Annotated in this window: 20 protein-coding genes; 12 read left to right on the plus strand and 8 right to left on the minus strand. The window is 67.0% G+C overall.

Annotated features, from left to right (window positions below; translation table 11 throughout):
• The first annotated feature begins 423 nt into the window (after window positions 1–423).
• From ABD301_RS07270 to ABD301_RS07300, 7 genes are read left to right on the plus strand one after another with little or no spacing between them, the layout of a single operon-like run.
• Window positions 424–1,716, plus strand: coding sequence for an ABC transporter substrate-binding protein (locus tag ABD301_RS07270; protein WP_344308313.1), 1,293 nt, complete (start codon window positions 424–426; stop codon window positions 1,714–1,716).
• Between the two features lie 7 nt (window positions 1,717–1,723).
• On the plus strand, window positions 1,724–2,659 hold the full coding sequence (locus ABD301_RS07275) for a carbohydrate ABC transporter permease (RefSeq protein ID WP_344308315.1): 936 nt from the start codon (window positions 1,724–1,726) through the stop codon (window positions 2,657–2,659).
• Window positions 2,649–3,518 (plus strand): carbohydrate ABC transporter permease, encoded by an 870-nt coding sequence (locus ABD301_RS07280; protein ID WP_344308317.1) that lies wholly within the window; start codon window positions 2,649–2,651, stop codon window positions 3,516–3,518. The genes ABD301_RS07275 and ABD301_RS07280 overlap by 11 nt, the downstream gene beginning before the upstream one ends.
• Before the next feature lie 12 nt (window positions 3,519–3,530).
• Entirely contained in the window at window positions 3,531–4,292 is a 762-nt protein-coding gene (locus ABD301_RS07285) for an SDR family NAD(P)-dependent oxidoreductase (protein ID WP_344308319.1), read from the plus strand.
• Entirely contained in the window at window positions 4,289–6,070 is a 1,782-nt protein-coding gene (locus ABD301_RS07290) for a heparinase II/III domain-containing protein (protein ID WP_344308321.1), read from the plus strand. The genes ABD301_RS07285 and ABD301_RS07290 overlap by 4 nt, the downstream gene beginning before the upstream one ends.
• On the plus strand, window positions 6,070–8,040 hold the full coding sequence (locus tag ABD301_RS07295; RefSeq protein WP_344308323.1) for a heparinase II/III domain-containing protein: 1,971 nt from the start codon (window positions 6,070–6,072) through the stop codon (window positions 8,038–8,040). Before ABD301_RS07290 ends, ABD301_RS07295 begins: the two co-directional genes overlap by 1 nt.
• Entirely contained in the window at window positions 8,037–8,810 is a 774-nt protein-coding gene (locus ABD301_RS07300) for a polysaccharide lyase family 7 protein (protein ID WP_344308325.1), read from the plus strand. The genes ABD301_RS07295 and ABD301_RS07300 overlap by 4 nt, the downstream gene beginning before the upstream one ends.
• Here ABD301_RS07300 and ABD301_RS07305 read toward each other — a convergent pair.
• From ABD301_RS07305 to ABD301_RS07315, 3 genes are all read right to left on the minus strand, one after another.
• Complete coding sequence (locus ABD301_RS07305; RefSeq protein WP_344308327.1) at window positions 8,791–9,840, minus strand: LacI family DNA-binding transcriptional regulator; 1,050 nt, start codon at window positions 9,838–9,840, stop codon at window positions 8,791–8,793. The genes ABD301_RS07300 and ABD301_RS07305 overlap by 20 nt on opposite strands.
• Window positions 9,841–9,902: 62 nt before the next feature.
• Entirely contained in the window at window positions 9,903–11,021 is a 1,119-nt protein-coding gene (locus ABD301_RS07310) for a phosphotransferase (protein ID WP_344308329.1), read from the minus strand.
• A gap of 3 nt (window positions 11,022–11,024) precedes the next feature.
• Window positions 11,025–11,372, minus strand: a complete 348-nt coding sequence (locus ABD301_RS07315) for an MGMT family protein (protein WP_344308331.1) — start codon at window positions 11,370–11,372, stop codon at window positions 11,025–11,027.
• Between the two features lie 87 nt (window positions 11,373–11,459).
• On the opposite strand from ABD301_RS07315, the gene ABD301_RS07320 reads away from it, so the two are divergent.
• From ABD301_RS07320 to ABD301_RS07335, 4 genes are all read left to right on the plus strand, one after another.
• Window positions 11,460–11,780 (plus strand): hypothetical protein, encoded by a 321-nt coding sequence (locus ABD301_RS07320; RefSeq protein WP_163566664.1) that lies wholly within the window; start codon window positions 11,460–11,462, stop codon window positions 11,778–11,780.
• A gap of 101 nt (window positions 11,781–11,881) precedes the next feature.
• Complete coding sequence (locus ABD301_RS07325; RefSeq protein ID WP_344308333.1) at window positions 11,882–12,946, plus strand: hypothetical protein; 1,065 nt, start codon at window positions 11,882–11,884, stop codon at window positions 12,944–12,946.
• Between the two features lie 274 nt (window positions 12,947–13,220).
• Window positions 13,221–14,150 (plus strand): hypothetical protein, encoded by a 930-nt coding sequence (locus ABD301_RS07330; RefSeq protein WP_163566662.1) that lies wholly within the window; start codon window positions 13,221–13,223, stop codon window positions 14,148–14,150.
• 5 nt (window positions 14,151–14,155) lie between these two features.
• Entirely contained in the window at window positions 14,156–15,898 is a 1,743-nt protein-coding gene (locus ABD301_RS07335) for a peptidase M16 family protein (RefSeq protein ID WP_344308335.1), read from the plus strand.
• A 13-nt stretch (window positions 15,899–15,911) separates the two neighbouring features.
• Here ABD301_RS07335 and ABD301_RS07340 read toward each other — a convergent pair whose 3' ends face one another.
• Both ABD301_RS07340 and ABD301_RS07345 read right to left on the minus strand, forming a co-directional pair.
• The gene (locus ABD301_RS07340) at window positions 15,912–16,835 is read right to left on the minus strand and encodes an AfsR/SARP family transcriptional regulator (RefSeq protein WP_344308339.1); all 924 of its coding nucleotides are present in this window, start codon (window positions 16,833–16,835) and stop codon (window positions 15,912–15,914) included.
• Window positions 16,836–16,867: 32 nt separating this feature from the next.
• Entirely contained in the window at window positions 16,868–17,440 is a 573-nt protein-coding gene (locus ABD301_RS07345) for an RNA polymerase sigma factor (RefSeq protein WP_163566659.1), read from the minus strand.
• Window positions 17,441–17,696: 256 nt separating this feature from the next.
• Between ABD301_RS07345 and ABD301_RS07350 the strand changes: the two genes are divergently transcribed.
• Window positions 17,697–20,468 (plus strand): AAA family ATPase, encoded by a 2,772-nt coding sequence (locus ABD301_RS07350; protein ID WP_344308342.1) that lies wholly within the window; start codon window positions 17,697–17,699, stop codon window positions 20,466–20,468.
• On the opposite strand, the gene ABD301_RS07355 is transcribed toward ABD301_RS07350, so the two are convergent.
• From ABD301_RS07355 to ABD301_RS07365, 3 genes are read right to left on the minus strand one after another with little or no spacing between them, the layout of a single operon-like run.
• Window positions 20,437–21,336 carry an alpha/beta fold hydrolase gene (locus ABD301_RS07355; RefSeq protein ID WP_344308344.1) on the minus strand — a complete coding sequence of 300 codons (900 nt, stop codon included), beginning with the start codon at window positions 21,334–21,336 and terminating at the stop codon, window positions 20,437–20,439. The two genes, ABD301_RS07350 and ABD301_RS07355, sit on opposite strands and share 32 nt — an antisense overlap.
• Window positions 21,333–22,847, minus strand: a complete 1,515-nt coding sequence (locus tag ABD301_RS07360) for a patatin-like phospholipase family protein (protein ID WP_344308346.1) — start codon at window positions 22,845–22,847, stop codon at window positions 21,333–21,335. Before ABD301_RS07360 ends, ABD301_RS07355 begins: the two co-directional genes overlap by 4 nt.
• Entirely contained in the window at window positions 22,844–24,520 is a 1,677-nt protein-coding gene (locus ABD301_RS07365; RefSeq protein WP_344308348.1) for an FAD-dependent oxidoreductase, read from the minus strand. Before ABD301_RS07365 ends, ABD301_RS07360 begins: the two co-directional genes overlap by 4 nt.
• Window positions 24,521–24,766 lie beyond the last annotated feature (246 nt).

The raw sequence follows: 24,766 nt of genomic DNA on the forward strand, positions 1-24,766 counted from the left end.
CTCTCACCAAGATCTCTTACGAGACCAGCAAAATTCCGACGAGCCCGTGCTTCAGCACCGAGCCCAGCACTGAACCGCACCGAGTCCGCGCACCCGCGGTGGCTGTGCCGGGCAGCAGTTGCTCAGCGCCCGGAGATGGCCAGCGGGCGACCGTGCCTCCCGCAGCTGCGAGCTGACACACCCAGCGAAGTGTCCGTTTCGGCCCGGTGTAACGACATTAACCCGCAGTCCCCGAAGGTGCCGACAGCGGTGGCCCGGTCAGTCGTGGCGACCCCGCGAGGCGGCCGTGGGTCGTTGGTCGGCTGGCATCTTCCTGCCGTCGAACAGCCATTGACAGGGAGTGCGGCGGCTCCTAGCCTCAGGACCCAACATGCGGTAAATCGATGCACCGGCGGCGCTGGCTGGCGGCGAAAGGCGGAGCCCATGGACCGGACGCCCGTGGGGTTGTCGCGCCGGAGCCTGCTGACCGCGGGAGCTGGGCTCACCGCGCTGGGGCTGGCCGGCTGCGGAGCCGGATCCCAGCCGGGGTCGGCCGAGACCGGCCCGGCCGAGGGCTCGATCGCCCTGCTCACGCCGATCTTCGACGGTACGGATGGGAAACATCTGTTGGAGTCAGTGCTGTTGCCCAAGTTTCGGCAGCAGTATCCCAAGGTCACCGTGTCCGTCGACTACACCACCTACGACAAGCTCGACGCCAAGATCACCACTGGGCTGGCCGGCGGCGCGCCGCCGGACGTGCTCATGCTGGGGGTCGGCTGGGTCGAGCCGTTCGCGGCCCGTAACGTGCTCCGCGAGCTCACACCGGCTCCCAGCACTGGCACGTACGCGGCCGACATCCTGGATTCCTGCCGATATGGCGGCAAGCTCTACGCGCTGCCGGTGATGCTGGACAGCCGGATGGGCCTCTACCGCAAGGACCTCCTCGGCAAGGCCGGCCTGACCAAACCGCCATCCACACTGGACGAAATCCGGCAGTACGCCGTGCAGCTCACCGATCGGCAGGGCGGCCGGCTGAACCGTACCGGCCTGGACTTCCTCAGCCTGGACACCCGGCAGATGTTCGAGACCGTCCTGTTCGCCTTCGGCGGGGCGCTGTTCACCGCCGGGAAGCCGACTTTCCAGGACGAACGCGGGGTAGCCGCGTTGCAGTGGCTAACCGACCTGCAGCGCAAAGACAAGGTTATCGACGCCGGTTTCTCTTCCACCACAACCACATCGCTTCCGATCGCGGACGGACGAGCCGCGATGGCGGTGGCTCATAACAACTGGTGGCCGACGATTCTCAAGACCCATCCCGAAACCAAGGACCAGCTCGCGCCTTTCCTGTTCGACCAAAGCAAGCCGTCGATTTTCGCCGGCGGCACCCTGGTGAGCGTCTCGGCGCAGTCGCAGCACCCCTGGGCCGCCCAGGCACTGGCCCGCTATCTCGGCAGCGCCGACGTTTCGCTGGCCGCGAGCCAACAACGCGGGAACGTGCCGGCACAACTGTCCAGTTTGGACTCGCCGTACGTGAAGGGCGATCCGCTGGTCCAGTTCGCCCTGTCCAACCTGAAATACGCTCGGCACGAGGGCGGGACGCCGGCCTGGCTGCAGATCCGCAGCGAGTTCAAAGCGGCCGTACAAGCCGCATTGCTCGGGCAGCAGTCGCCGAAACAGGCATTGGACGCGTTGGCGAAAACAGCCACCGCCGCGATCGCCAACGCGGCCCAGAAATAGCGGTTCGGTGACCGCGCTTCAAGTGCTTCCGAAAATTCGCCGGGACGCCGTCGACCGGCCCCGCCGGCGCGGCAGCGTGAGCGCCACCCAGCGTCGGGCAGCCTGGTTGATGGTCGCGCCGGCGGGCCTGCACGCGCTGATCTGGATCGCCGTCCCGGTAGTGGCCACTTTTGTGTTGTCAGTGACCAACTACAGCGTGCTGGAGCCACTGCGGTTCGTCGGGCTCGGCAATTACGTGACGGCGTTCGCCGATCCGGTTTTCCAAGCCTCCATCGTGCACACCGCGGTCTACACGTTCTTCACCGTGCCGGTGGCGATGGCGATCGCGGTTTTCCTCGCGGTTCTGCTCAACCTGCAGATCCAGGCGCGCTCCTGGTATCGCGCCGCGTATTTTCTCCCACAGGTCACCGCAACCGTGGCGGTCGCGATGGTGTGGCTGCAGATCTACGACCCGCAGAACGGGCTGGCCAACAAGGTGCTGGCGTTGCTCGGCATCACCGGCCCGGCCTGGTTGGCCGATCCCGGGTTCGCGCTGCCGTCGGTTATCGTGGTCGGCATCTGGCAGGGCATCGGGATCAAAATGCTGATCTATTTGGCCGCCCTGCAGAACATCCCGGCGGACCTGTACGAAGCGGCCGCGCTCGACGGCGCGAACGGGTGGCAGCGATTCCGCCGCATCACGCTCCCGATGCTGCGGCCAGCGACGTTTTTCGTCGCCGTCGTCTCGGTGATCAGCGCCTTTCAGGTCTTCGACCAGGTGTACGTGCTGACCGAGGGCGGACCCGCCAACGCCACCACGATGATGACGTACGAGGTGTACAAAAGCGCCTTCGTCAACTTCCAAATGGGATTGGCCTGCGCGAAATCGGTGGTGTTGTTCGTGTTCCTCTTCGGGCTGACGCTGCTCAACCGCACACTCACCGGAGGCCGCGATGAGGATTAGACCGCTGCGGATCGCCACCCATGCACTGCTTGTTCTTACGGCGACCGGGATGATCCTGCCGTTTCTGTGGATGGCCGTCACCTCTCTGAAAACCAGCAAGGAGGTGGCCGCATATCCGACCCAGTGGCTGCCATCGAGCTGGCAGCTCGGAAACTATGCCAGCGCCATGCAGGCGGCTCCTTTCGATCTCTATTTCCGGAACAGCATTATCATCGCGATGGGCCACGTCGTGGTGAACCTGATATTGGCGTCACTGGCCGGTTATGCCCTCGCCCGCTACCGATTCCGCGGCCGACAGGTGGTCTTCCTCGGTTTCGTGGCGATGTTGATGATCCCCACCTACACCAAGATCGTGCCGCAGTTCCTGATCGTGAAGCTGATGCCGCTGTTCGGCGGGAACAACATCCTCGGCGAGGGCGGCTCCGGCTGGATCAACACCTGGTGGGCACTCATCGTGCCGGGCGCGGTCACCCCGTTCGCGGTTTTCCTCTTTCGGCAGTTCTACCTGTCCATCCCGCACGAACTGGAGGAGGCGGCCCGCATCGACGGGCTCGGCGAGTGGCGGATCTGGGGGCAGATCGCCAGCCCGCTGGTCAAACCCGCCTTCGTCACGGTGGCGCTACTAACTTTCCAGGAATCGTTCAACAACTTTCTCTGGCCGCTGCTGGTCACCACCCACGACGACCTGCGGGTGATCCAGGTCGGCCTGACCGTGCTGAAACAGGCCGGCGAGAGCGGCGGCACCCAGTGGAACCTGCTGATGGCCGGCACCACCCTGGCCAGCCTGCCGATGATCGTGCTTTTCCTGCTGACGCAGCGCTATTTCGTCCGCGGCCTGGCCACCACCGGCCTCAAGTGAAGGAGACTGCGAGTGACTGCTGACCTGACCGCCTCCCGTGCGCTGGTGACCGGCGCTGGCCATGGCATCGGACGAGCGATCGCGGTGGCGCTGGCCGACGCCGGCGCCGACGTGGCGATCCACTATGGACAGTCCGAGGACGGCGCCGAGGACACCGCCGCGCGGATCATTTCCGCCGGCCGCCGGGCCAAGACCTTCCAAGCGGACGTACGCGATTCCGCCGAGGTCAGCACCCTGGTCTCCGATGCGACCGATTTCCTTGGTGGACTGGATATTCTGGTCACCAACGCCGGCCACCTGGTGGGCCGCGCGCTGGTCGCCGAGATGACCGACGACCACTGGCAGCAGGTGCTCGACGTGAACCTGACCTCCACCTTCCTGACCTGCCGGGCGGCACTGCCCAGTCTGATCGCAAGCCGCGGCCGGATCGTCACGATGGCGAGCCTGGCCGCCCACAACGGCGGCGGCGCCGGCGCGACGGCGTACGCGGCCGCGAAGGCGGGTGTTGTCGGGTTTACCAAGGCGCTGGCCAAAGAAGTCGGTCCACAGGGCGTCACGGTCAACGCGGTAGCCCCGGGCTTCATTGCCGGCACTGCCTTCCACGACACGTTCACGCCTGCGGACGCGCAAAAGGCGATGGTCGCGGGCATTCCGGTCGGCCGTGGCGGGACGCCCGAGGATGTCGCTGCCGCGGTGGTCTATCTGAGCTCGCCGGCGGCTGGATTCGTGTCCGGCGCGACCCTCGACCTGACCGGAGCGCAGTGGGTCAGGTGAGCGCCGTTGGCCGCCACCTGACCATCCCAGACCGGGCCGGCGGCTGGTGGCACGAGTACGTGTGCCCAGTGCACGGCGTGGAACTTCTGCCCGCACACAACGATTCCTTCCCTTGCTCGTACGGCTGTGTGCTGACCGGCGAGCCGTACACCGGCGCCTGGGCGGTTCTCGCGCACCAGGCGGCGGCCCGGTCACTGCGGCGGCTCGCGGTGCGGGCCCGTGCCGGCGACCGGGAGGCCGCCGACCTCGCCATCGACGGCCTGAACCGCTACGCGGACCTTTACGCACGGCTCGGCGCGACCACCCATCCCGACGCTCAGGGGTGGATGCTGTCCGGCCGACTTTTCCAGCAGGCACTGACCGAAGCGATCTGGGGCACCTCGCTGGCCCATGCCGTGCACACCCTGGCCGGCACCGTCGACCGCGAGCGGCTCCTGCCTGCGGCGGAACTTCTCCGCGACATCAGGGAAAGTGCTCGTTCGGCTCGTCAACTGCTGGTCGAGCGGGGCGATTTTCGGCATAACTACACAGCTTGGCTGAACGCGGCGGGCGCGTCCGTGAGTCACGCTTTGGCTCTGTTGGGCGAAGCCGACGAGGCCGCCGACTGGGTGGCCGGGCCCTATGGCATCGGGGAACACGCGGCGGCGGCGATCAACGGCGACGGGTGGGAATGGGAAGGCAGCACGTACTATCACGTTTTCGTGCTTCGAGCGTATTTGCTGGCCATCCGTGACTGTCCACATGAGACGTTGCCACCGGGACTGTCCCATCGCCTCCACGACATGATCGAGGTGGTCGCCGTGCTGGCCACCAAAAACGGCCAGCTGCCGGCCTTGCAGGACACGCCGTACGGCGGCGCGCGCTGGGACGACGAGATAGCCGAGCTATGCCTGTTGGCGGCACAACTCCCGCACTCCCCCAGCTTGGTCTTTCTTCGGCCAAAAAGTGGGGAGAGTTGGCGCGAAGCCGAAGCCGCCGGATGGTTGGGCGGTGATGATCTGGGCGACCTGACCAAAACCGGCCGATCCAGCCGGCTGTTTCCCGACGCCGGCTACGCCGTGCTCAGCGGCACCGGCTACCGGGCGATCCTGGATTTCGGGCCGCACGGCGGATCGCATGGCCACCTGGGCAAACTCGCGCTCTATCTTTACGGTCCGACTGCCGGTTGGCAGCCTGCGTACGGCGTGCCGCCCTACGCCCATTCACTGAGGCGCGACTACTACCGCCGCACGGCCGCGCATCCTACCCTCACGGTGGATGGGGCGGACCAGCGCGAGGCGACTGGCCAGCTGCTCTACTGGCGGCCCGGACCGTCCACTGTGGTCGGTGCCAGCGCGGAGGTCTATCCCGGTGTTCGGTTCGAGCGGCACGTACGGGCCGACCCGGAACACCTGGTCGACGTCGTACGAGTGGCGGCTGACCGGGACCGCGACTTCGTCCTGCACCTGCGGTCCGATGTGGACACCCAGGTGCGACACACCGCCATCGGCTACCAAACCTGGTGGCCTGGCGACGGCGGACTGACCGGACACCACGCCAGCATCCCGGCGGCGGCGCTGGGCACCGGCCCGGACCTGGGCCCAGCGGACGATCCGCAGCGGACCCGTCCGCACCTGCGGTGGCGAGTTTTCGGCCGACAAGCGGTGTTCGTATCGGCCTATTCCCGAACCGCCACCGGGCTCCGGGTCGAACAGACCGACGGTCGATTGATCGTCCACATCGGACATTCTGACGGTGGCACGGTCCGTTGGCCGGTCGCGGACAGAGAGTGGGACTGATGACCGATCCCCAGTTGCTGCTCGGCGACGGCCGGCTGGCGAGGCTGCGCACCGAAATCCGGGACCCGCGAGCCGCCCAGTTCCACCGGTTGCTTGACCAGTGTGACTATTACACCACCGAGAATCCGCCGAAAGAGCACCCGGAAGCATCCATCACCTATCTTGGCCCGGCCTCGGCAGGTTTCGCGCTGGCGTACCGGTTGACGGACCAGCCGCAGTTCCTCGCACAAGCTCGCCGCTGGATCGCCGCGGCCGTGTCGTACCCGCACTGGGGCCGGGCCCATCTGCCCGACCACGACCTGGACGCCGGCTGGCTGCTGCATGGGCTTGGCCTCGCGTACGACTGGCTGCGCGATGCCCTGCCAGCGCCCGAAATAACTGCCCTGCGGGAAAAGCTGATCCTGCAGGCGGACCGCATCTACCGGTACGCGGTGGAAACCGAGGGTCAATGGTGGTCGTCCTCGTACTGGCAAAACCACAACTGGATCTGCTATGCCGGGCTGCTCACCGCTGGTTATGCGTTGCGCGACGAACATCCGGCCGCGAAAGACTGGTCAGCGCGGGCGGTGGACAACTTCCGTACAGTTTCCAAGATGTTGCCGGCCGACGGGTCGGACAGCGAAGGAATTGTCTACTGGCGCTATGGCGTGCCGTGGCTCGCCATCGCTTTCGATTTGATCGCGGACCAGGACGGCGTCGACCTCTTCGAGTCCTGCGCCTTCCTGCGCCGAACATTTTTCTACCGGCTGCACCAAAGTTTGCCTGGCTGGGAACACATCGTCGACCACGGCGACTGCCATGACCGGCGCAGCGGCCACAGCCTCGCGCTCTACCACAAACTCGCGAGCGCCTATCGCATCCCGCAGGCGCAGTGGCTGGCCGAGCACGTGCGGGAACATTTCCTTGGTCGCGAGTGGCACGAGAGTGGGGTGAAGCCAGGCGTCCGCGCGGAGGGCTATCTGGAATTGCTCTGGTACGACCCGACCGTGCCGGCTGAGCCGCCGGACAAACTGCCGTTGTCGGCGTACTTTCCGGACCTGGGCTTGGTCACCGCCCGGACGAGCTGGGACGACAACGCCGTTTCGTTGTCGTTCAAAGCTTCCCCCGGCGGCGGCCACAGCGCTTGGGAAACAAGCCACTGGCTGTGGGCCGAGCGCGGCTGGGAAACGCTCAACGCCGGCCACCACCATCCAGACGCCAACACGTTCGTCCTCAATGGACACGGCTCGCCGCTGGTCGTCGAAGACGGCTATGCCAACGAAAAACTGACGTCGAACCACAATGTCGTGCTGGTCGACGGCACCGGCTATGCCGGCGATGGCCGCTATCACGTCTACCGCGACCTGCCCGAAAGCCACCTGGCGCGGGTTTATGACGTACAAACCGAACAAGGGTGGGTGCACGCGGTCGGTGAGGTCGCGGCGATGTATCCACCGGAGCTGGGAGTGGTACGAGCGACCCGCCAAATTTTGTTCAGCCCGACTGGAAGTCTGCTCGTCATCGACGACCTGGCCGCCGAGAGCGAACGCACCTGGACCTGGTTGCTGCACAGCGACCAGCCCACGATCGCGCTGTCGGACGGCCGATTCGTCGTACGCAATGGATCCGGCGCGCTCGTGCTATCCACGTTTCAGCAGGGAATCATCCGGCCGGACCACACTGTCGTACGTGCGAACCCCACCGCCAGCACTCCGAGCCTCACTGTCGGCCGCACGCTGCACACGCTGCGCCGAGAACTGGGCCCGGTCAGGTCCGCGCGTTTCGTCAGCTTGCTTTTGCCCGGCTCCGCGTTGGAAAAGACACCCGACGATGCCGCCCACCTCTCCCCGGATCTGGTGAGCTGGACGCACGACGGGTGGGATTTCCAGGTCCAACTGGACATCCAGGAAATGACCATCGTCGACGCGGTCGCGCGGTCCGATGCCACGGTCCGGCGGATCCGCCCCACCACAGGAAGGCGCTTGCCATGACCATCCGAGCCCACGTCCAGCGGACTCTCGTCCTGGGCGCCGTCATCGCGGCGGTGTCCGCGACCGCCACCGCGCCGGCCAGCGCCGGACATCATCCTCAGACCTGCCAATATCCAGCAGATGTGCTGAGTTTGGCCAACTGGAAGGAAACCCTGCCCATTGGTTCGTCGGGCAGCCCGACCGAAATCAAGCAGCCGGCGCTGAAGACGTACGTGAAGTCGCCGTGGTTCGTGCCTACCTCCGGCTGTCACGGCGTGCAGTTCCGCGCCGCGGTGAACGGTGTCACCACCAGCGGTTCCGGCTATCCGCGGTCGGAGTTGCGGGAAATGGCCAACAACGGGACCGAAAACGCGAGCTGGTCAGCGGACTCCGGCACTCACACCATGGTCATCGACGAAGCGATCACCCACCTGCCAAACGACAAGCCGCAGGTCGTCGCCGGCCAGATCCACGACGCCGACGACGATGTGACGGTTTTCCGGCTTGAGGGCACGAATCTCTACGTCACTGACGGAAACACCACGCACCACAAGCTGGTCACCAGCAACTACCAGCTGGGCACCCAGTTCGAGGCGAAATTCGTGGCCAGCGGCGGCCAAATCCAGGCGTACTACAACGGTGTGCTGCAGACGACCATCGCCAACAGCAGTTCCAGCGACTATTTCAAGGCCGGCGCTTACACCCAGGCGAACTGCGGCAACTCCGATCCGTGCAGCAGCTCGAATTACGGCGAGGTCATCATCTACCAGGTCACTGTGACTCACCAGTAGCACATCGACCGGTGGAAGCCCGGACGATGAGTTCGGGTCGCATCAGCACGGACTGTCCCGGTTGGCCAGCGGCGCCGTCGAGCAAGTAGTCGACGGTCGCCGCGGCCATGCCCGGCAGCGGCTGCCGAATCGTGGTCAGCGCCGGGAAAGTGAGATCGGCCAGCATGATGTCGTCGAACCCGACGACCGAGACGTCAGCACCCACCCGCAAGCCGGCGTCCCTTACGCCCGCGCAAACACCGATCGCGAACATGTCATTAGTAGCCACAAAAGCCGTCGGCGGGCAGGGGCGGCTCAACAGCTCGCGGGCCGCCGCCCGGCCGACCTCGGCAGCGTCAAGATCTCCGGCCCGGCCAGAACCGCTGTCTTTCCACACCAGGACCTCATTCGCGGCAATGCCGGCGCGGTCCACAGTGGACAGAAAACCGTCCAGCCGTTCTTTGCGGTTGACGCTGTGCACCCGACCGGACACGAACGCCAGCCGGCGGTGACCCAGCTCCAGCAGGTGGCTGGTGGCAAGCTGCGCCCCGAGCGAGTTGTCGACGCTGACATTGGTCAGGGACGGTGGATCGCCGAGCTGGCTGGTTCGGTCGAAAGCGACGATCGTCATGCCGCGCTCCAGAAAAGGCTGCACGTGGGAGATCGAGGGCAGCGACGAGCACAGCAGCACGCTGCTCACCCCGTCGGCCCAGAGTTCCTCCAAATACTCGGCTTCGCGTTGCGGATCTCGCTCACTGTTACACAGCAGCACCCGAAAACCCGACCGCAGTGCCACACTTTCCACCAGTTGCGCGAAAGTGCCCCAGAACGGGTTGGCCACCGACGGCACCACCAACCCGAGCATCTGGATCCGGCCGGTACGCAGCTGCCGGGCCGCCCGGTTCGGCCGGTAGCCCAGCTGGGCGATCGCCTGCTCGACCCGCACCTTGGTCTCCGGCAGCATCCGGCTGTCCCGGCCGTTGAGCACATTGGACACCGTGCTGGGTGACACGTTCGCGGCCCTGGCCACTTCCTGGATCGTTACGGCCACCGGTCCACCTTCCGAGTACGAGCGCCGGTAAAACGATACACCAACAGGCGTACCGTTCGGGCCTACCCGGCGGCGTCCGCCACCGTGGTCCACTCGGCGAGCAGTTCGAACAGGCCTGCGACCCGCTGGACCACCTCGTCTATCGACGTGTCCCGGTTATACGAGGACGTGCCGAGATCGTCGGAGACCACCCGGCCGAGGATGGCCGGCGGCAGCCAGCTGTATTTCGCCGCGCCACAGGCCGCGATGGTAGTGCGCACTTGATCCGGCGAGCCAGACCAGCCACCGTCCCGCAGGCCGATGAGATAGCCGTCGACAGCCGTCTCGGCGACCTCCGCGACCAGCCTCGGGTCCATCAACCCATCGGCGAAACTGTCCACGATCAGGTTGGACACGTCCTCGCCGACCGCTCCCTCGCCGACGAAAGACCAGTCCAGCAGGACGGATTTTCCTTCACTGTCCAGAAGATTCGCTGGCCAGACATCGAGATGGCAGAGCGTACGCGGAGCGGCCCGCGCGACGGCGAGAATCCGTTCCCGGTTGGGCCACAGCCAGCCCAGCCGCTCCCGTACCGACGCTCGCCATCCGGTGACCCTGGGGTGGTCCCAAAAGTTGTCCTGGATCCGCACCGAAAGACTCGGCCCCTCTACCAAATACTGGGCCAGCCATTGCCGCGACAACCAGTCAGTGCCCGGCACTCGGCCAACCCAGCGCGCCTGACCGGTCCCCAGCTCGTACGCGAACCGCGCGATCCGTGGGACCGACCACGAAAAGCCGTCGGTGCCGCTGACATCGGCCAGCCAGAACTCCACCAGGCCGTCCGGACGTACGGTCGACTCCAGCAGGTCCGCGGTGGTGATGCCGGTGCCGGCGTACGCGGTGGCCGTCAACCCGCTGGTGTAGGCCAAAGCCTCCCGCCGCCAGTAGTTCCAGTGCGACGGATCGTCGCTCGTGGGCCAAAATCCGACATGCCCGTCAACCGGTGGACTGGAGATCTTCAGCACCGCGGAGCCGAGCGGTCCGCGCACCCGCCAGATGCCCAAGGTCGCGGCATTTCCCTTGTTGTGGCGCAATAGTTCCGCACTGACAGCCCCGCGACCGAGCCGGTCGGGCAACCGTGAGCACCTCACCGTCGTACCGTCGCCGAGGTCCAACAAGACGCCATCCGCGTCGTTTTCCACGTGTCAGACCTCGAACAGACCCAGTTGCGACTCGTCCACCGGCGCCGGCACGGCTGCTTCCCAGCGATACCGCCGCAGGTCGACCTTGCCGTCCACCGACGGCACGCCTTCGGCCCGCAGCCTCGCCAACTGGTCGTCACGCAGGTGCGGCGAGCAGGTCCCACTAGCGTGCAGCACCCGCTGCCACGGCAGTTCGGCGCCCTCCAACGACAACACCTGGCCGACCACCTGGGCCGTCGGCGCCTGCGCCAAAGTGGCGACATCGCCGTACGTGGCCACCCGTCCGGCCGGGATCCGGGCGATCACCGCGCGAACCCGCGCGACCACCTCGTGCTCCACACCCGCGATCACGCGCTCCTCCTGTCATTCCAGCAAAACCAGGACAGTACCGCACCGAATACCTTTACTTCGCCGGGTGAGCGGGACGAGACTGCAGGAATGATCACCAGGACCTGGTCAGCGCGCGCCACCGAAGCCGGCGCCCGCGACTACCACACCTATTTCGACCAGACTCTGTTGCCGGAGCTGCGCAAGCTGGCCGGCTTCGGCGGCGCGTACCTGCTGTCCAGGGACCACGACGACATCGTCGAACTGACCGTGCACACATTCTGGGATTCCTTCGACGCGATCACCTCCTTCGCCGGCGAGACCTTCACCGTCGCCGTGGTCGAGCCGGAGGCACAGGCGATGCTGCTGGAAATCGACCCGACCGTCAGCCACCGGACCGTTCTCGTCGACAGGCGGCCGAGCCGGGAGTAGATTGTTCGGCGAGGAAATGCCATGGATCGCGACGAGTTCACAACCCCGGGCGACACCGTCTCCGCCGAACGCCACCAGCGGCGCTGATCGGTGGGTGGCCGATGGATTTCGTGGTCACCGCCACCGACCGAGCGGCCTTCAAACGCTGCCGGCGACAGTGGGACTTCGGCTCGGCGCACCGCCGCGACCTGGAACCGGCGGACCCGGCGCAGGTCAGCCTGCAAAACGCGATCAAGGACGCGTTGGCCGTCTACTACTATCCGGGCACCTGGGACTGGCCGCGCCAGATCGTCCTTCCGTTGGTGTACAAGGGATTCGAGCGCTCCATGGGCGAGGCGCCAGGGTCCGCCACTGGCACGGACATTCTTCGGCAGTACATCAAATGGGCGCCAACGCTCGACGACTTCGCGCCGATCAAGATCGACCACGACGTGGACGGCATGGTCGCCGATCCGTCGGTGCCCAACCGCGGCCTGCTGACCGCGGACGGCCGGCGAGTCAGCTACGCCGGTCGGGTCGATCTGCTCGCCGTCGACGCCACCGACATTTATTGGGTCGTACGCCATCAGGTCGTGCCGGACTGGCAGGACCTGGAGGCGCTGGTGTTGGACGAGGAGGCGGTGGCCGGCTGCTGGGCGTGGGAGCAGGCGTACCTCGGCATGGAGATCGCCGGCACCATTCACAACGAAATCCGAACGGCGGTTTCCGAGCAGCAGCGGGAAAGTCCGGAAATCGATGCGCTGGAGCCACCGCGAGTCGCCCAGCACGAACCCAGCGGCGGGGGTCGATCGATCCCGCAGCACCGCCGGCTCTACGCCCGCGGACTGCCCACCTCCGGTGCCAGCCGGGTGGATCAACGCACCGCCGGCCCGCTCCGCCGCACCCTGATTCGCCGTACCCGCCCCGAAATCGCCGCCGCCGGCCGCCTCATCGGCGAAGAGGCCCTGGCCATGTCCGCCGCCGACCTCGCCGCTTACCCCACCCCCGGCCCACACTGCCGGGACTGCGCCTTCGCCACGCCTTGTCTTGCCATCACCGCCTGCGTAGACCCCACGCCAGCTCTGGCCAGCTTCCGTCGACGCCCGGCGACGCCGCCAAAACCCCGGCTCGGACAGTCGACCTGGGGCTTCGGACGCGGCGCCGCCCCGCCCTCCTTTGACAGCTGAGCGCGGTTAGCCTCGCCAGCGGGTAACTAAACACGAGCGCAAGAACTGCTCTCCACCGGCAATACTGGCGGTAACGCGAGAGGTTCTGGACGCGGACAAGAGGGCCAGCTGAGGTGTCGTTGTATCGCTACCTTTTGTTGATCTTGGCCAGTTTGCCCTCCCAGAGCGGGCAAATGCCCCATCCGGTGGGCTAACTGGCCAAGGTCAACAACAGCACTCGGACGGTGGTCTGGGCGCAGATGGCGGCAAGGCGGTCGGGCTAAACTTCCCGGCCGTGAGTAGACACGGGGAACCTGATTTCGACGCGGCGGCGGCGTATCCCGCGGTGGGCCATTTGCGGTCGATTGTCCAAGCGGCTGACTGGCCGGGCGTTTTGGCGTTTTTCGCGAGCCTTCCGGACCACCGTTCGCGCAGCTTTCTCGCCGCGAACGTTGACGCGGTCGAGGGCTCCGAGGATTTCCTGGCCGAACAGGTTCCACAGGAGCGAACACCTGGACTTGCCCACACCCTCCTGGGAATTCGATATATCACCATGGGATGGGACGTTCGTACGTCCCTAAGCGCCAAGAAGGTCAGTCGAGAGCAGTTCGCCGCGCTGCGCGACTACCTCTGCAAGGCAGAACAGTTGCTGATCGACGCCACCGCGGCCCGGCCGGACAACGTGGCCGCCTGGCAGGCCCGGCTGACCACGTCGATGGGACTTGAACTCGGCAAGAGTGAATCGCTTCGCCGGTACGCTCAGCTCGCCAAGCATGATCCGCACAACTTCCTCGCACAGCGCCGGATGGTGCAGTTGCTGTGTACGAAGTGGAGCGGCACTTGGGAAGCGATGTTCGCGTTCGCCAGGGAATGCGTGTCGAGTGCCCCGTTGGGCGATCTCACCCCGGCGGTGATTGTCGAGGCGCACATCGAACGCTGGTTCAAGATTGACGGCGACGCCGAGAGCGAACGTTACTTGCGGGAGGCATATGGCGAGGTCTGCGCCGCCGCCGATCGCTCCGTCGACCACCCCGCTTATCGGCCGCAGTACGGGTGGGTGGCCGCACACAACCTTTTTGCCTTTTACTTCACTGAAGTGGCGGATTATCAACGCGCGGCACGGCATTTTCACGCGATCGGCAATCTGGCGAGTTATCCATGGAGCAACTACGCCGACGAAGCGGCCGCGTTCGCACGCGCTCGTGCCGCCGCGACGGGAGCCTGAGACACATGTACCGACAGACCGAGGTCGACGGTGTGCCCACGCTCCTGTCGCCGATGCCAGGACCGATGGCGGCGGGACTGATCTTCCGGGTGGGGCGGGCCGACGAGACGTTGGCCCGTACCGGAATCACCCACCTGATCGAGCACCTGGCCTTGCATGGTCACGCGCCGACGGACTATCACTTCAACGGCACCACCGGCGCGGTGAACACGCATTTTCTGATTCAGGGCAGCGAATCGGAGGTGGTCGGCTTTCTCCATGCGGTGTGCGCCGCGCTCGCGGACCTGCCCATGAGTCGACTGGAAACCGAAAAGGCGATTCTTCGCACCGAAGAAAGCAGCGCGTCTCGTTCGGTCAATGAGTCGATGCCGGTGTGGCGATATGGCGCGGCCGGACACGGACTGCTCAGCTACCCGGAATGGGGCCTGCACCGGATCGGCCCGCAAGACGTTCTCGACTGGACTCGTACGTGGTTCACCCGCGAGAACGCGGTGCTGTGGATGACGAGTGACCACGTGCCGGCGGGACTGCGGCTGACATTGCCCGAGGGGCGCCGGATGCCGGTGCCCGCGGCGACTTCAGCCCTGCCGGCCACTCCGGCTTTTTACGCGGAGGGCTCAAAGGCGGTCGTCATGGAGGCGACGGTCCGACACCGAGGCGCTGCCACCATTTATTCCGGTGTGCTGGAACGCGAGCTTTTTCGTAGCCTTCGCCAGGAAGGTGGCTTCTCGTACACCACTACAGGCTCCTACAGCCGACGCGGTGACGGGTACGCGACGATCACCGCGCTCGCCGACGCCCTACCCGACAAGCAGGATGCGGTGCTCGGCGGTTTCCTCGACGTTCTCGCCAAACTTCGGCTCGGTGTCATCGATCCGGCCGATGTCGAGGCAGTGCGCGGAAAGCGACTGGAGACGTTCAACCACCCGGACGCCGATGCGCATGCCCTGCCCAGTTACGCCGCGAATTTGCTGACCGGGCAGCCGAACGGCACTGCGTCGGAAATACACGCGGTGACCACGCAAGATGTCCATGAGGTCGCGGTGGAGGCCGCCAGCGCGGCACTGCTGCAGGTGCCGGCGCGCAGGAGCGCTGACTGGGCCGGCTTCGCGCCGGCTCCGATGTGGTCAGGCGGCACGGTGACCGGTCAACGGCTGCCGTCCTGGGAGGACTCCCAGACGGCCTTGATCATTGGCGACCAGGGCGTCAGCCTGGACACACCGAATGGCACGGTTACCGTGCTCTACAACGAATGCGCGGCGATGCTGAGCCGGCCGGACGGCGGTCGCCGGTTGGTTGGTCTGGACGGCATGTCAGTTAATCTGGAGCCGACACTTTTCTATCCGGACGTACGGGCATGGGCCTATCTCGATTCACGGGTGCCGCCGCAGGTGGTCGTGCCGCTGCCGGCCCGGGCGGCCCAAGACGTTCCGCGGCCCGAGCCGCAGGGCACCCCGGTCCCCGGGGTGACTTCGCCGACGGCCTATCCCACTGGACCGGCAAGCCCGGCCCGCCCGCCGGAGAAAACCAGTGTGCTGGAGAAGATAACGCTCGTCATCCTGGCCGTGGTGACCGCTGTTTTGGTCTGTGCGGGCGGTTTGTCGACCCTCGGGGTGGCCAGCGGAGACGGCGGTCCGACAGATGCTGGGGTGTGGTTTGTCGTCGGCGCGGTCTGGTGTCTTGCCGCGATTGTCGCGCTGCCACTGATCGTGCTCGCGCGGCGAGCCTTTCGCCGCAATGGCCCCTAACAGGTACCAGGACCTAATGCCCCAGTGCCCCGGCCGGGAAAGGCATGGGCGGGATGGCGATTTCGTCCATGCGATCGAGATAGAACCGATACCGGCGGCGGGCTTCGCCGTGCCGGCCGGAAATCTTGAGCACTCCGACCAATCCCAGATGCGCCTGCTCGTCGTACTGGTCCCGCTCCAAAATCCGCAGGTGATAGTGGATGGCGTTGTCGTACGAGCGGGACACTGTCGCGGTTTCGGCGAGGGTACGCAAAAGTTCGACATAAGTCGTCTTGGCTTCCTCGCGCAGGCCAACGGCCCAGTCGCAGTGCTGGTCCTGCTCCAGAAACTCGCCGGTGTAGAGCGCGGCGGCGCGGCGGAACATCCGGGTACGGACGAGTTCGGTGGGGTGGTCGACGTTCAGCGCGTGCCGGGCGGCGGCCAGGAATTCCTCGACGTCCACCCGAATGTTCGCGACCGCGACGCTGTGCTTGCCGGTGCTGACGAAGTGGTTCGCCGGGTGCCGATGGTCCGGATCCAGCACCGCGCGGATGGTGGACAGCGCGACGGACAGCCGGTTGGCGCATCGGCCCAGGTCGTCGCCGGGCCACAGCGCGTCGATCAGGGCCTCCCGCGGGATCGCCCGGCCGCGCCGCGCGATCAGCAGTTTCAGCAGGTCACGGGCCTTTTTCGACTGCCACTCCACGGCTGGTGTGGCCTGCCCGCTGGGCAGCACCCGAAACCGGCCGAGGGTTTGTACGGCGGGCAGCTGACCATGGGGTGTCGGGATCGCGCTGAGCGGCGCGTTCGCGGTACCGCGGCCGGCGATGGACTCCCCCAGCCACCACAGCTGCGCCCTCCCGGCCGGTCGGGAGCGGGCCGCGGTGCACACCCGGGCCGGCGAAGATGCCAGCGATACTGGCGAAAACAGCTCGGCCGCGGCCGCGAAAGTCGTCATCGTCTCTCCCCGAAGTTTCGATGATTGGTCGGTCATGAGTGCACCAGCTCGCGGCGCAGCGCGGCGAGCGAGCGGGCCCGGGTCGGCCCGATGCTGCCGACCGGCATGTTCAGCGCCGCCGAAGCGGCCGTGTAGCTGGGCGTACGAGAGGCCATCAGCATCGTGAGCAGCTTGCGGTCCCGCTGCGGCAACCGCTGCAACGCGGCCCTGACCTGCGCGTTCTGGTCGAGTGCGGCGATCTCGTCTTCGGGCGTACGACCGTCGTCCGGCGCGTCGATGCTGTCGTACGTGTCGACCAGCCGTTCCCGGCTGCGGCCACGGACCACGCTCACGCTCTCCCGCCGCGTGATGGTGACGAGCCAGCCGCCGACCGCGGCCGGGTCACGAAGCATGTGCAGCCGCTCGAAAGCACGCAGCCAGGTCGTCTGGACCACATCGGCGGCGCTCGCGTTGTCCAGGCCGTACGTGCCGGCGATCCGGTGCAGCCGGACGCTGAACCGGCGGACCAGCTCTTCCCAGCTCACGGTGTCTCCGGCGACGGCCTCGGACACCAGTTGGCCGTCACTTCTGGCGTGTCTGGTCAGGTTCTTAGTGGCGGGACGCATCGCTTGTCACCTCTCGCGGCCGGTGTCACCGCAGACCCTGCCAGCGCCCCGATGCCGGTGGATCCGGGAAAACCCCAGGGTGCCCCTGGGCCGCAACACCCGGGGCAGCCAAATGCGTTCGTGTGCCCCGAATTGTGGCCATCGGCCGGCTCGGACAGACGGCCTGTCCAGGGCTTTCACCGAGATCTGCCCGTACGGGCAGCCAATGTCCGGACAGTCACTACTGCTCGATGCCTGACCCCTCTACGCTTCTCGTGTGTTGGTGGGGCGCGCGACGCAGTGTTCGGACATCCGTACGCTGCTGGATGCCGCTGTCCAGGGGCAGGCCGGCGTGCTGTTGATACGCGGCGAAATCGGCATCGGCAAGACCCGGATGGTGGATTTCGCGGTCGAGGCGGCGACCGACTTCTCGATACTGCGAGTGGCCGGCCACGAGGCCGAGACCGAGCTGTCCTTCGCGGCCCTGTCGTGGCTGCTCGATCCGCTGACCGAGTTGCTGCCGCAGCTGCCGGAGTCGCAGTCGAACGCCCTCGCGGGCGCGCTGAACTGGGGTCCGGTGGCGGCCGGCGGTGACCGGTTGACCGTCGCGGCGGCCACCCTCACCCTGCTGGCTGCCGCGGCCGACGAGCGGCCGGTGTTGGTGGTGGTGGACGACGTGCACTGGCTGGACCTGCCGTCGATGGAGGCGATCATCTTCGCGGCCCGCCGGTTGAAGGCCGAGCGGATCGCCGTCATCCTCGCCGCGCGCTCCCCTGAGGACGCTGCCTCCCCGCTGCGGCGCTGGCTTGGCACCATCCCGGAGCTGGTGCTGCCACCGCTGCCGGAGCCGGCCGCCTGGGAGCTGGTGGACGCCCACAGCACCGGCTGGAGCCGTACGCTGCTCGCCCAGCGAATCCAGGAATCCGCCGGCAATCCGCTCGCGCTGCTGGAGTTTCCCAAGATCGGCCCGGAAGTCTCGCCCGTACAACCGCTGCCGATCAGCCGCCGACTCGAGCTCGCGTACGGCAGCCAGATCACCGCCCAACCGCAGTCCACCCAGCGCGCCCTGCTCGTGCTGGCCGCGGTCGGCTCGCAGCCCTCGGTCGCCGAGGACGTGCTGTTGCCCGCGCTGGACCTGGAAGGACTGTCCGCGACCGACCTCGAGCCGGCCGAGACCAGCGGGCTGGTGCTGATCGACGAGCGGGGCATCAGCTTCCGGCATCCACTGGTTCGCTCGGCGCTCTACCAGTCGGCGTCGCCGGCCGACCGGCGGGCCGCCCATCGCGCGCTCGCCGAGGCTTTCCGGCACCTGGGTGGTACGCGCGCGGCCGAACGTCGTGGGTGGCATCTCGCAGCCGCGTCCATCGGCCCGGACGAGCAGACCGCCGCGGACCTGGACGCGGCCGCGGCCGGCGCCGTCGAGCGACGCAGCTACGCCACCGCGATGGACCTCTACCGGCGGGCTGCCCGGCTCACCCCGCCCGGACTGACTCGGGCCCGGCGGCTCATCCAAGCCGCGTACCAGAGCCTGCCGTCCGGCCAGATCGACCTCGGTCAAGCGCTGATCAGCAGCGCCCAGGAGGAGACCGACGACCCGCACCTGCAGACCGAGGCACGGGCGCTCTGGGGCCGGATCGGCATGTGGGGCGGCCAGCCCGCGCTGGCCCGCGACCTGACCCTCGCCGAGGCTCGCCGGATCGCTCCGCAAGAACCCATCTGGGCGGCCCTTATGAGCGCTCACGTTGCGCTGGTGACAGCGATGATGGGCGAGCAACGAATGGCGTCCGAGGTGGCCGGCTGGGCCGCCGAACAGGTCACCGACCAGCCCGATCTGGTCGCTGTCCCGGTCCTGCTCGTCTACGCCCTGACCCGCGCGATCAGTGGGCACGGCGACGAGGCCAGGGAGCTGTTGATCCGCTGCGAGCCCGGCCTTATGGACTGGGATCCGCTCAGCAGCGAGCACTTGCTGCTGGTCGCCGCGCAGGGCTGGGAGTCGCTGGAGGAGCCCGCGCACGCCCGCCGGCTGCTGGAATACGCCGTACGATCGGCCCGCCAGGCCAGCGCCGCCGGACTGCTGCCCTTCCAGCTGTCCCGGCTCGCGGTGTTGGAGTTCCGGGCCGGCGACTGGGCGGCCGCCTATTCGTACGCGCACGATGCCCTGGTGCTGTCGGAGCAGAGCGGCTGGCAGACCGAGGTGCCCAACAGCCTGGTCACGCTCGCCACCATCGAGGCTGGGATGGGCCGCGGGCAGGAGTGCCGGCAGCACGCCGAGCGGGCGATCCAGTCCACCGCGGGCGCGACTGTCATCAACGCACGCGTCGCGAGCGCGCTGGGGCTGCTGGAGCTGGCCGAAGGCCGCGCCGTCGAGGCGACCGCACACTTCGCCGAGGTCGGCCGGTTCTGCGCCGAACACGAGCTCGGCGACCCGGTGCTGCTCAACTGGGCCGGCGATCTGGTGGAGGCGTTGGTACGAGCCGGCCAGCCGGACCGCGCCGACGCGCCGTACCAGATCCTCGCCGCCGAGGCCGCCAGCACCGCCCGCCCGACCGAAGTGGCCATCGCGGCCCGCTGCCGCGGCCTGCTCGCCGCCTCGCCGGACGACGCCGACAAGGCCTTCGCCGAAGCACTCGAATGGCACGGCCGCGCCGCGCAGCCCTTCGATGCGGCCCGGACTTGGCTCTGTTACGGGGAAATGCTGCGCCGCCAGCGCCGCCGGGCGGCCGCCCGGGAAGCGCTGGAAACCGCCGCCGAGCAGTTCGACCGCCTGGGCGCCAAGCCGTGGAGCGATCGCGCGCACGGCGAACTCCGGGCCAGCGGCGCGACCGCCCGCCCGCGCCGGGAGTCGCCTTCCGGGCAACTCACCCCTCAGGAGCTGCAGGTCGCGATGGTGGTCGCCGATGGCGCGAGCAACGCCGAGGCGGCCGCACAATTGTTTCTCTCGCCCAAAACCATCGAATATCACCTGTCGAACACCTATCGCAAACTCGGACTGCGCTCTCGTGGCCAGTTGGCCCGCGCTATTGCTGACGGGCGTCCGACGGCGGGTTGAGGTTCAACCAGTCCCGCACGCCGGTGCGTACGCTTTCCATAGCCTGCAACGGAAGTACGACGTGACCGCAACCGCCGACCACGGTCAACCGGTCACCCGGCCGGCGCGCCAGCGCGGAAAAGAATGCCAGCTGTCGCGGTAAATCGACCAACCGGTCCCGATCGCCCAGCCAGACCCCGAGTGGATCGCGGAGAGCCAGAAAAGCACTCGCGAAATCCTGACCGGCCAACCAGCCCATTCGCCGCCGCACTGTGAGCGGATGCATCGCCGCTAGCGCACCGAAAAAAGGCCCGCCGGCATCGTCGGGATCCGGACCGAAAAGCAACCGCCCGGTGGGTCGAGCCGTACTCGCGTAAACGCTCGACGGAGTGAGCGCCATCGCAACATGACCGATGCGTACGCGTACGGCCGGAAGACCGGTAAAAGGGCTCACCAGCACCGCCCGCCCCGGTGCCAGGTCGAGCCGCTGCCGCACCAGCGCGATCAGCAGATTGCCGAATGACTGACCCCACCACACCACCGGCTCATCGGGAGGCAACACCTGCCGAAGGAGGCCCGCGATCGTACCGACCAACTGCCCCAACAACCGGTGCCGCTCAGCCGAATAGTCGACCAGGATAACGCGGCCTCCGGACGCCCCCGTCTCGGCGTCCGGAGACCGTCCAGGCGTCCCTGCGAAGGCGCCCCCGAGCCCACCCGGCGCCTCCACAGGGACTCTGATTCCGGTCCGTACGACCGGAAGTACCACATCAAGGCAGCTTTCCCCGCTGCCTTCCATGCCCGGGATCACCACCACCGGCGGGCCCTGCCCGCACACCCGCAGCGAGACCCCGTGCCGGCGGGCCAGCACGGTCCATCTGCCGGTCACCTGGCCGCCGTCTTGCGCAGCCAGCGCGGCAACGGGATCGGCGCGGCGGCTCGCCGCCGGTAGACTTCCCATAAATGGCCTAAAAAGAACGTGCCGAACCGGCCCAGCGCCTCGGCTTGCTCGGTGGGTGTGGACGCGGTGGCCCGGAAAGAGGCAAGCTGGCGGAGCAGCCCGGGGACGCTGATCCGCAACGTGCCAGCGGCGATCAGCCGATGGTCGTGCCGGACCTCGGTGGCCAACGTGGTGGTGTCCGGCCAAAGGTCCAGAGTGGCATCGTGGCGGACGGTTTTCACCCCGTGAATGGCCAAAGCGCGGCCTTTCGCGTCGGTCACTTCCAGGTCGTAGACCATCAGTTTGGTCGGCTGCGGCGCGGTCGACCCGGCGTCCACCAGGATGTTGAAACTTCCTTGCCGAATAGGCAGTTCCCCACCAAGAGCAGCACAGCGTACGACCCCGAAAACGGCCGCGACGTGCGCTGAATCAGCCACGAAACGGGCGGTGTCCTTGACCACCACGTCCAATTCCAGCGTCATCTTGGCGGATTGCCCGGCCGGCGCCCGGTTGCGGCTGATCGTGCCGGTCATCACCTCATGGAAGCTGACCGAGTCGACCGCTGCCGGTTGCGGCAGGAACTCCTTCGTACGGACCGGAATCCCGCGCTTGGCGCACCAAGCGCGGGCATCCCGTACCCCCAGATCGACCGCCTCGGCGAAACTCGCCTTGCGGAAATTCAACAAATAGTGCAGCGGCACCTCAGCGGCCAACAGGTGCACGGTGACTTTATGGCCGAACTCGGACGGTTTCCCAGCAGTCAGCGCCGCATTGCTGCGCTCGATCCGGTCCAGCGAGGCGCGCAGCCGGCTGTTCGCCGCCGCCTCGATCATGGTGAAGTATTCCGACACGAAACCGGGACGCCACTGCCCGCGCGTACTCACCGTCCAGATCACCCACAACTCGGTGGCCCCGCGGCGGACGGTTTCCTCCAGGTTCGCGTCGGTGGCGAAAACCGAGTCTATGTACGTGTCGCCGTCGACCCGTACCGGCGGGAACCACATCGGCAGTGCGATCCCGGAAAGCAGCAAATCATCGGTCATTCGCGCGGCCGGCAGCACCTGGTGTTCCTGCCGGCTGACGTTGAAAAGATTGAAAGTCGCCTCTCGTCTGGTGGACCGGATCGCGTGCCAGTCCAACCCAAACCCCGGCAGGACCCGGTTTTTCATTCCCGAGAGGGTCAAAAGCGAGGGCGCGTACGGTCCGCGCAGCCACCCACGCACGTTCGGCGTGCCGGCCCGCAGAGGGTGATATGCCCGCCAGTTGTCGGCGATCTGGGTGCCGGTCATGCCCTGGCACCACATTGCCAGGTTGAGGACACCACCGCTGGCGCCGTCGGCCAGATCGAAATCCAGCTCTGCTTCATCCAGCCAGACCTGTAAAACTCCGGCCTGGTAAGCCACTTTCAGGCCGCCGCCAGCCATAATCAGTGCTCGCCGCGGCGACGGTGGCGCGGTCACCGGGCCACCGCCAGCCGCTGGTCGAGCCGCTCCAGAATGCGTTCGGTGAACCGCTCGGCCAGCGCCGCGATCGTCAGCGACGGGTTCGCACCGACCGGGCCCGGCATCACCGAGCCATCCACCACGAAAAGGCCGGGATGCCCGTACGCCTCGCCGTGCGCGTCCACCACACCCTGGTCCGGATTACTGCCCATCGGCACCCCGCCGAGCGGATGCGGGGAAATAATGCGGTGCAGGTGCCGGGAAGGGTTGATCATGAACCGGCCGCCAAGCTCCTGCGCGATCGCCGTCATCGACGCCTGCACGGTCGCGAAATACTCCCGGGAGCTCTCGTCACACCAGTCCAGCTCCAGATATCCGTTCTCCAGCCGCAATCGGCCATCCGGGACATCGCGGCCCATGCCCAGCAGCGGCAACGCGCCGGAAGACGACTTGCCCTGTCCGACCAGTGCGGCCAGCTGGTTGCCGATCTCGCTGGCCGGCGGTCCGCCGGCGAACTTGCGCATCAGTGCGCCGACGGCGAACCGGGCGGCTCGCTTCGCCGGACCGGTCAGCGTCGCCGCTTCCACCAGCCAGTCAACAAAACCCGGATAACCGCCGTCCTGGATGTAATAGCCGCGGCCGGTGCCACCGTCCAGCTCGTCCGGCACCCGCATGGTGCTGGTGATCACCGGCCCGTACGAGGCGTTCAGTTTGTCCGGGCTGTCCAAAACAAATCCAAGCAGGTCACCATTGCCACAGAACCGGGTGCCCAGCGCCGGGCTGAGGCCCGGGAAAGCTTTCCGGTTGCGGAGCAACAGGAAAGTCGATCCGAAGGTGCCGGCGCCCAGTACCAGGGTCCGGCAGCGCAGCACGGTTTTCGGTGGCACCCCGGTGCCCCGCCGAATACCTTCGTTGTCCGCGTGGTGCCGGACGTACCGCACCTCGTAGCCACCGTCAATCGGCAGGATTTCCTTGACCTCGCTGCGATCCTGCAACTGTGCGCCGGCTCGTACGGCAGCGGTGAGGTAGGTGAAGTCGAGACTGTTCTTGGCGCCGTCGTTGCAGCCGATGTCACATTCGCCGCACAACCGGCAGGAAAGCCGCGCCACGCCGTGAATGTTGTCGGCGGAGTCCGGGATCGGCTCGCCGGGCCGCTTGCCGTCGCCGGCGAAAGCGATCGCGAGCGGCGGCCGAAACCAGTCCATTCCCAGCCGACTCGCGGCCCGCCGCATCGCCTGCGTCTTCGCCGTCCGGTCGGTGTACGGATACGGATTTCCGGTCGCGCCCATCATTTTCTCGGCCCGGTCGTACCAGGGCTCCAGGTCCTCGCGGGTGACCGGCCACGACTCGTACCCGCCAGCCGGGCCCTGATCGCGTACGAACCAGTGCTCGTCCTTGCGCAACATGACGTTCGCGTAGATCAGCGAGCCGCCGCCGACCCCGCTGGCCACCACGGACTCCAGGTGCCGGAAGGACCAGATGTCGAAGATGCCCTGCAATCCCTCGCTGGGATCCCAGAAGTTGGCGGCCATCTGGTCCGGCCGACGCGGGAACGAGCCGGGCGGATACGTCTTGCCGCGTTCCAGCACACACACCGACCGGCCGGCCTCGGCCAGCCGGCAGGCCGCCGCCGCACCGCCGAACCCGGAGCCGACCACGACCGCGTCGACCCACCCCACCGCGTCAGCCATCTCCATCCCCTCCAGCGCTCTCCTATGAGGACGGCCCGACCGGATGGCCTGATACATCGCGGCCCGGATTTGCTTTCAGAATGACTGAGAGACGGCCCCGCTGACCCGAAAAGGCCCGCCCAGCGGTACTTTCAGCGCCCCTTGACCGCCCTGAAGGGCAGGGTCATGACTATTCTGTGTAATCGTTTGATTGCATTCCGTGTAAGTGCTGGAACAAAAAGGTCCAATCGTTACCAGCCATCGCTG

Source organism: Fodinicola feengrottensis (assembly GCF_039530045.1).
GTDB lineage: Bacteria > Actinomycetota > Actinomycetes > Mycobacteriales > HKI-0501 > Fodinicola > Fodinicola feengrottensis.

What these genes read in the sequence shown, in the direction of transcription:
- ABD301_RS07270 (WP_344308313.1), top strand. Translation starts at nt 424, where the DNA reads ATGGACCGGACGCCCGTGGGGTTGTCGCGCCGGAGCCTGCTGACCGCG.
- ABD301_RS07280 (WP_344308317.1), top strand. Translation starts at nt 2,649, where the DNA reads ATGAGGATTAGACCGCTGCGGATCGCCACCCATGCACTGCTTGTTCTT.
- ABD301_RS07295 (WP_344308323.1), top strand. Translation starts at nt 6,070, where the DNA reads ATGACCGATCCCCAGTTGCTGCTCGGCGACGGCCGGCTGGCGAGGCTG.
- ABD301_RS07300 (WP_344308325.1), top strand. Translation starts at nt 8,037, where the DNA reads ATGACCATCCGAGCCCACGTCCAGCGGACTCTCGTCCTGGGCGCCGTC.
- ABD301_RS07320 (WP_163566664.1), top strand. Translation starts at nt 11,460, where the DNA reads ATGATCACCAGGACCTGGTCAGCGCGCGCCACCGAAGCCGGCGCCCGC.
- ABD301_RS07325 (WP_344308333.1), top strand. Translation starts at nt 11,882, where the DNA reads ATGGATTTCGTGGTCACCGCCACCGACCGAGCGGCCTTCAAACGCTGC.
- ABD301_RS07335 (WP_344308335.1), top strand. Translation starts at nt 14,156, where the DNA reads ATGTACCGACAGACCGAGGTCGACGGTGTGCCCACGCTCCTGTCGCCG.
- ABD301_RS07340 (WP_344308339.1), bottom strand. Translation starts at nt 16,835, where the DNA reads ATGACGACTTTCGCGGCCGCGGCCGAGCTGTTTTCGCCAGTATCGCTG.
- ABD301_RS07345 (WP_163566659.1), bottom strand. Translation starts at nt 17,440, where the DNA reads ATGCGTCCCGCCACTAAGAACCTGACCAGACACGCCAGAAGTGACGGC.
- ABD301_RS07365 (WP_344308348.1), bottom strand. Translation starts at nt 24,520, where the DNA reads ATGGCTGACGCGGTGGGGTGGGTCGACGCGGTCGTGGTCGGCTCCGGG.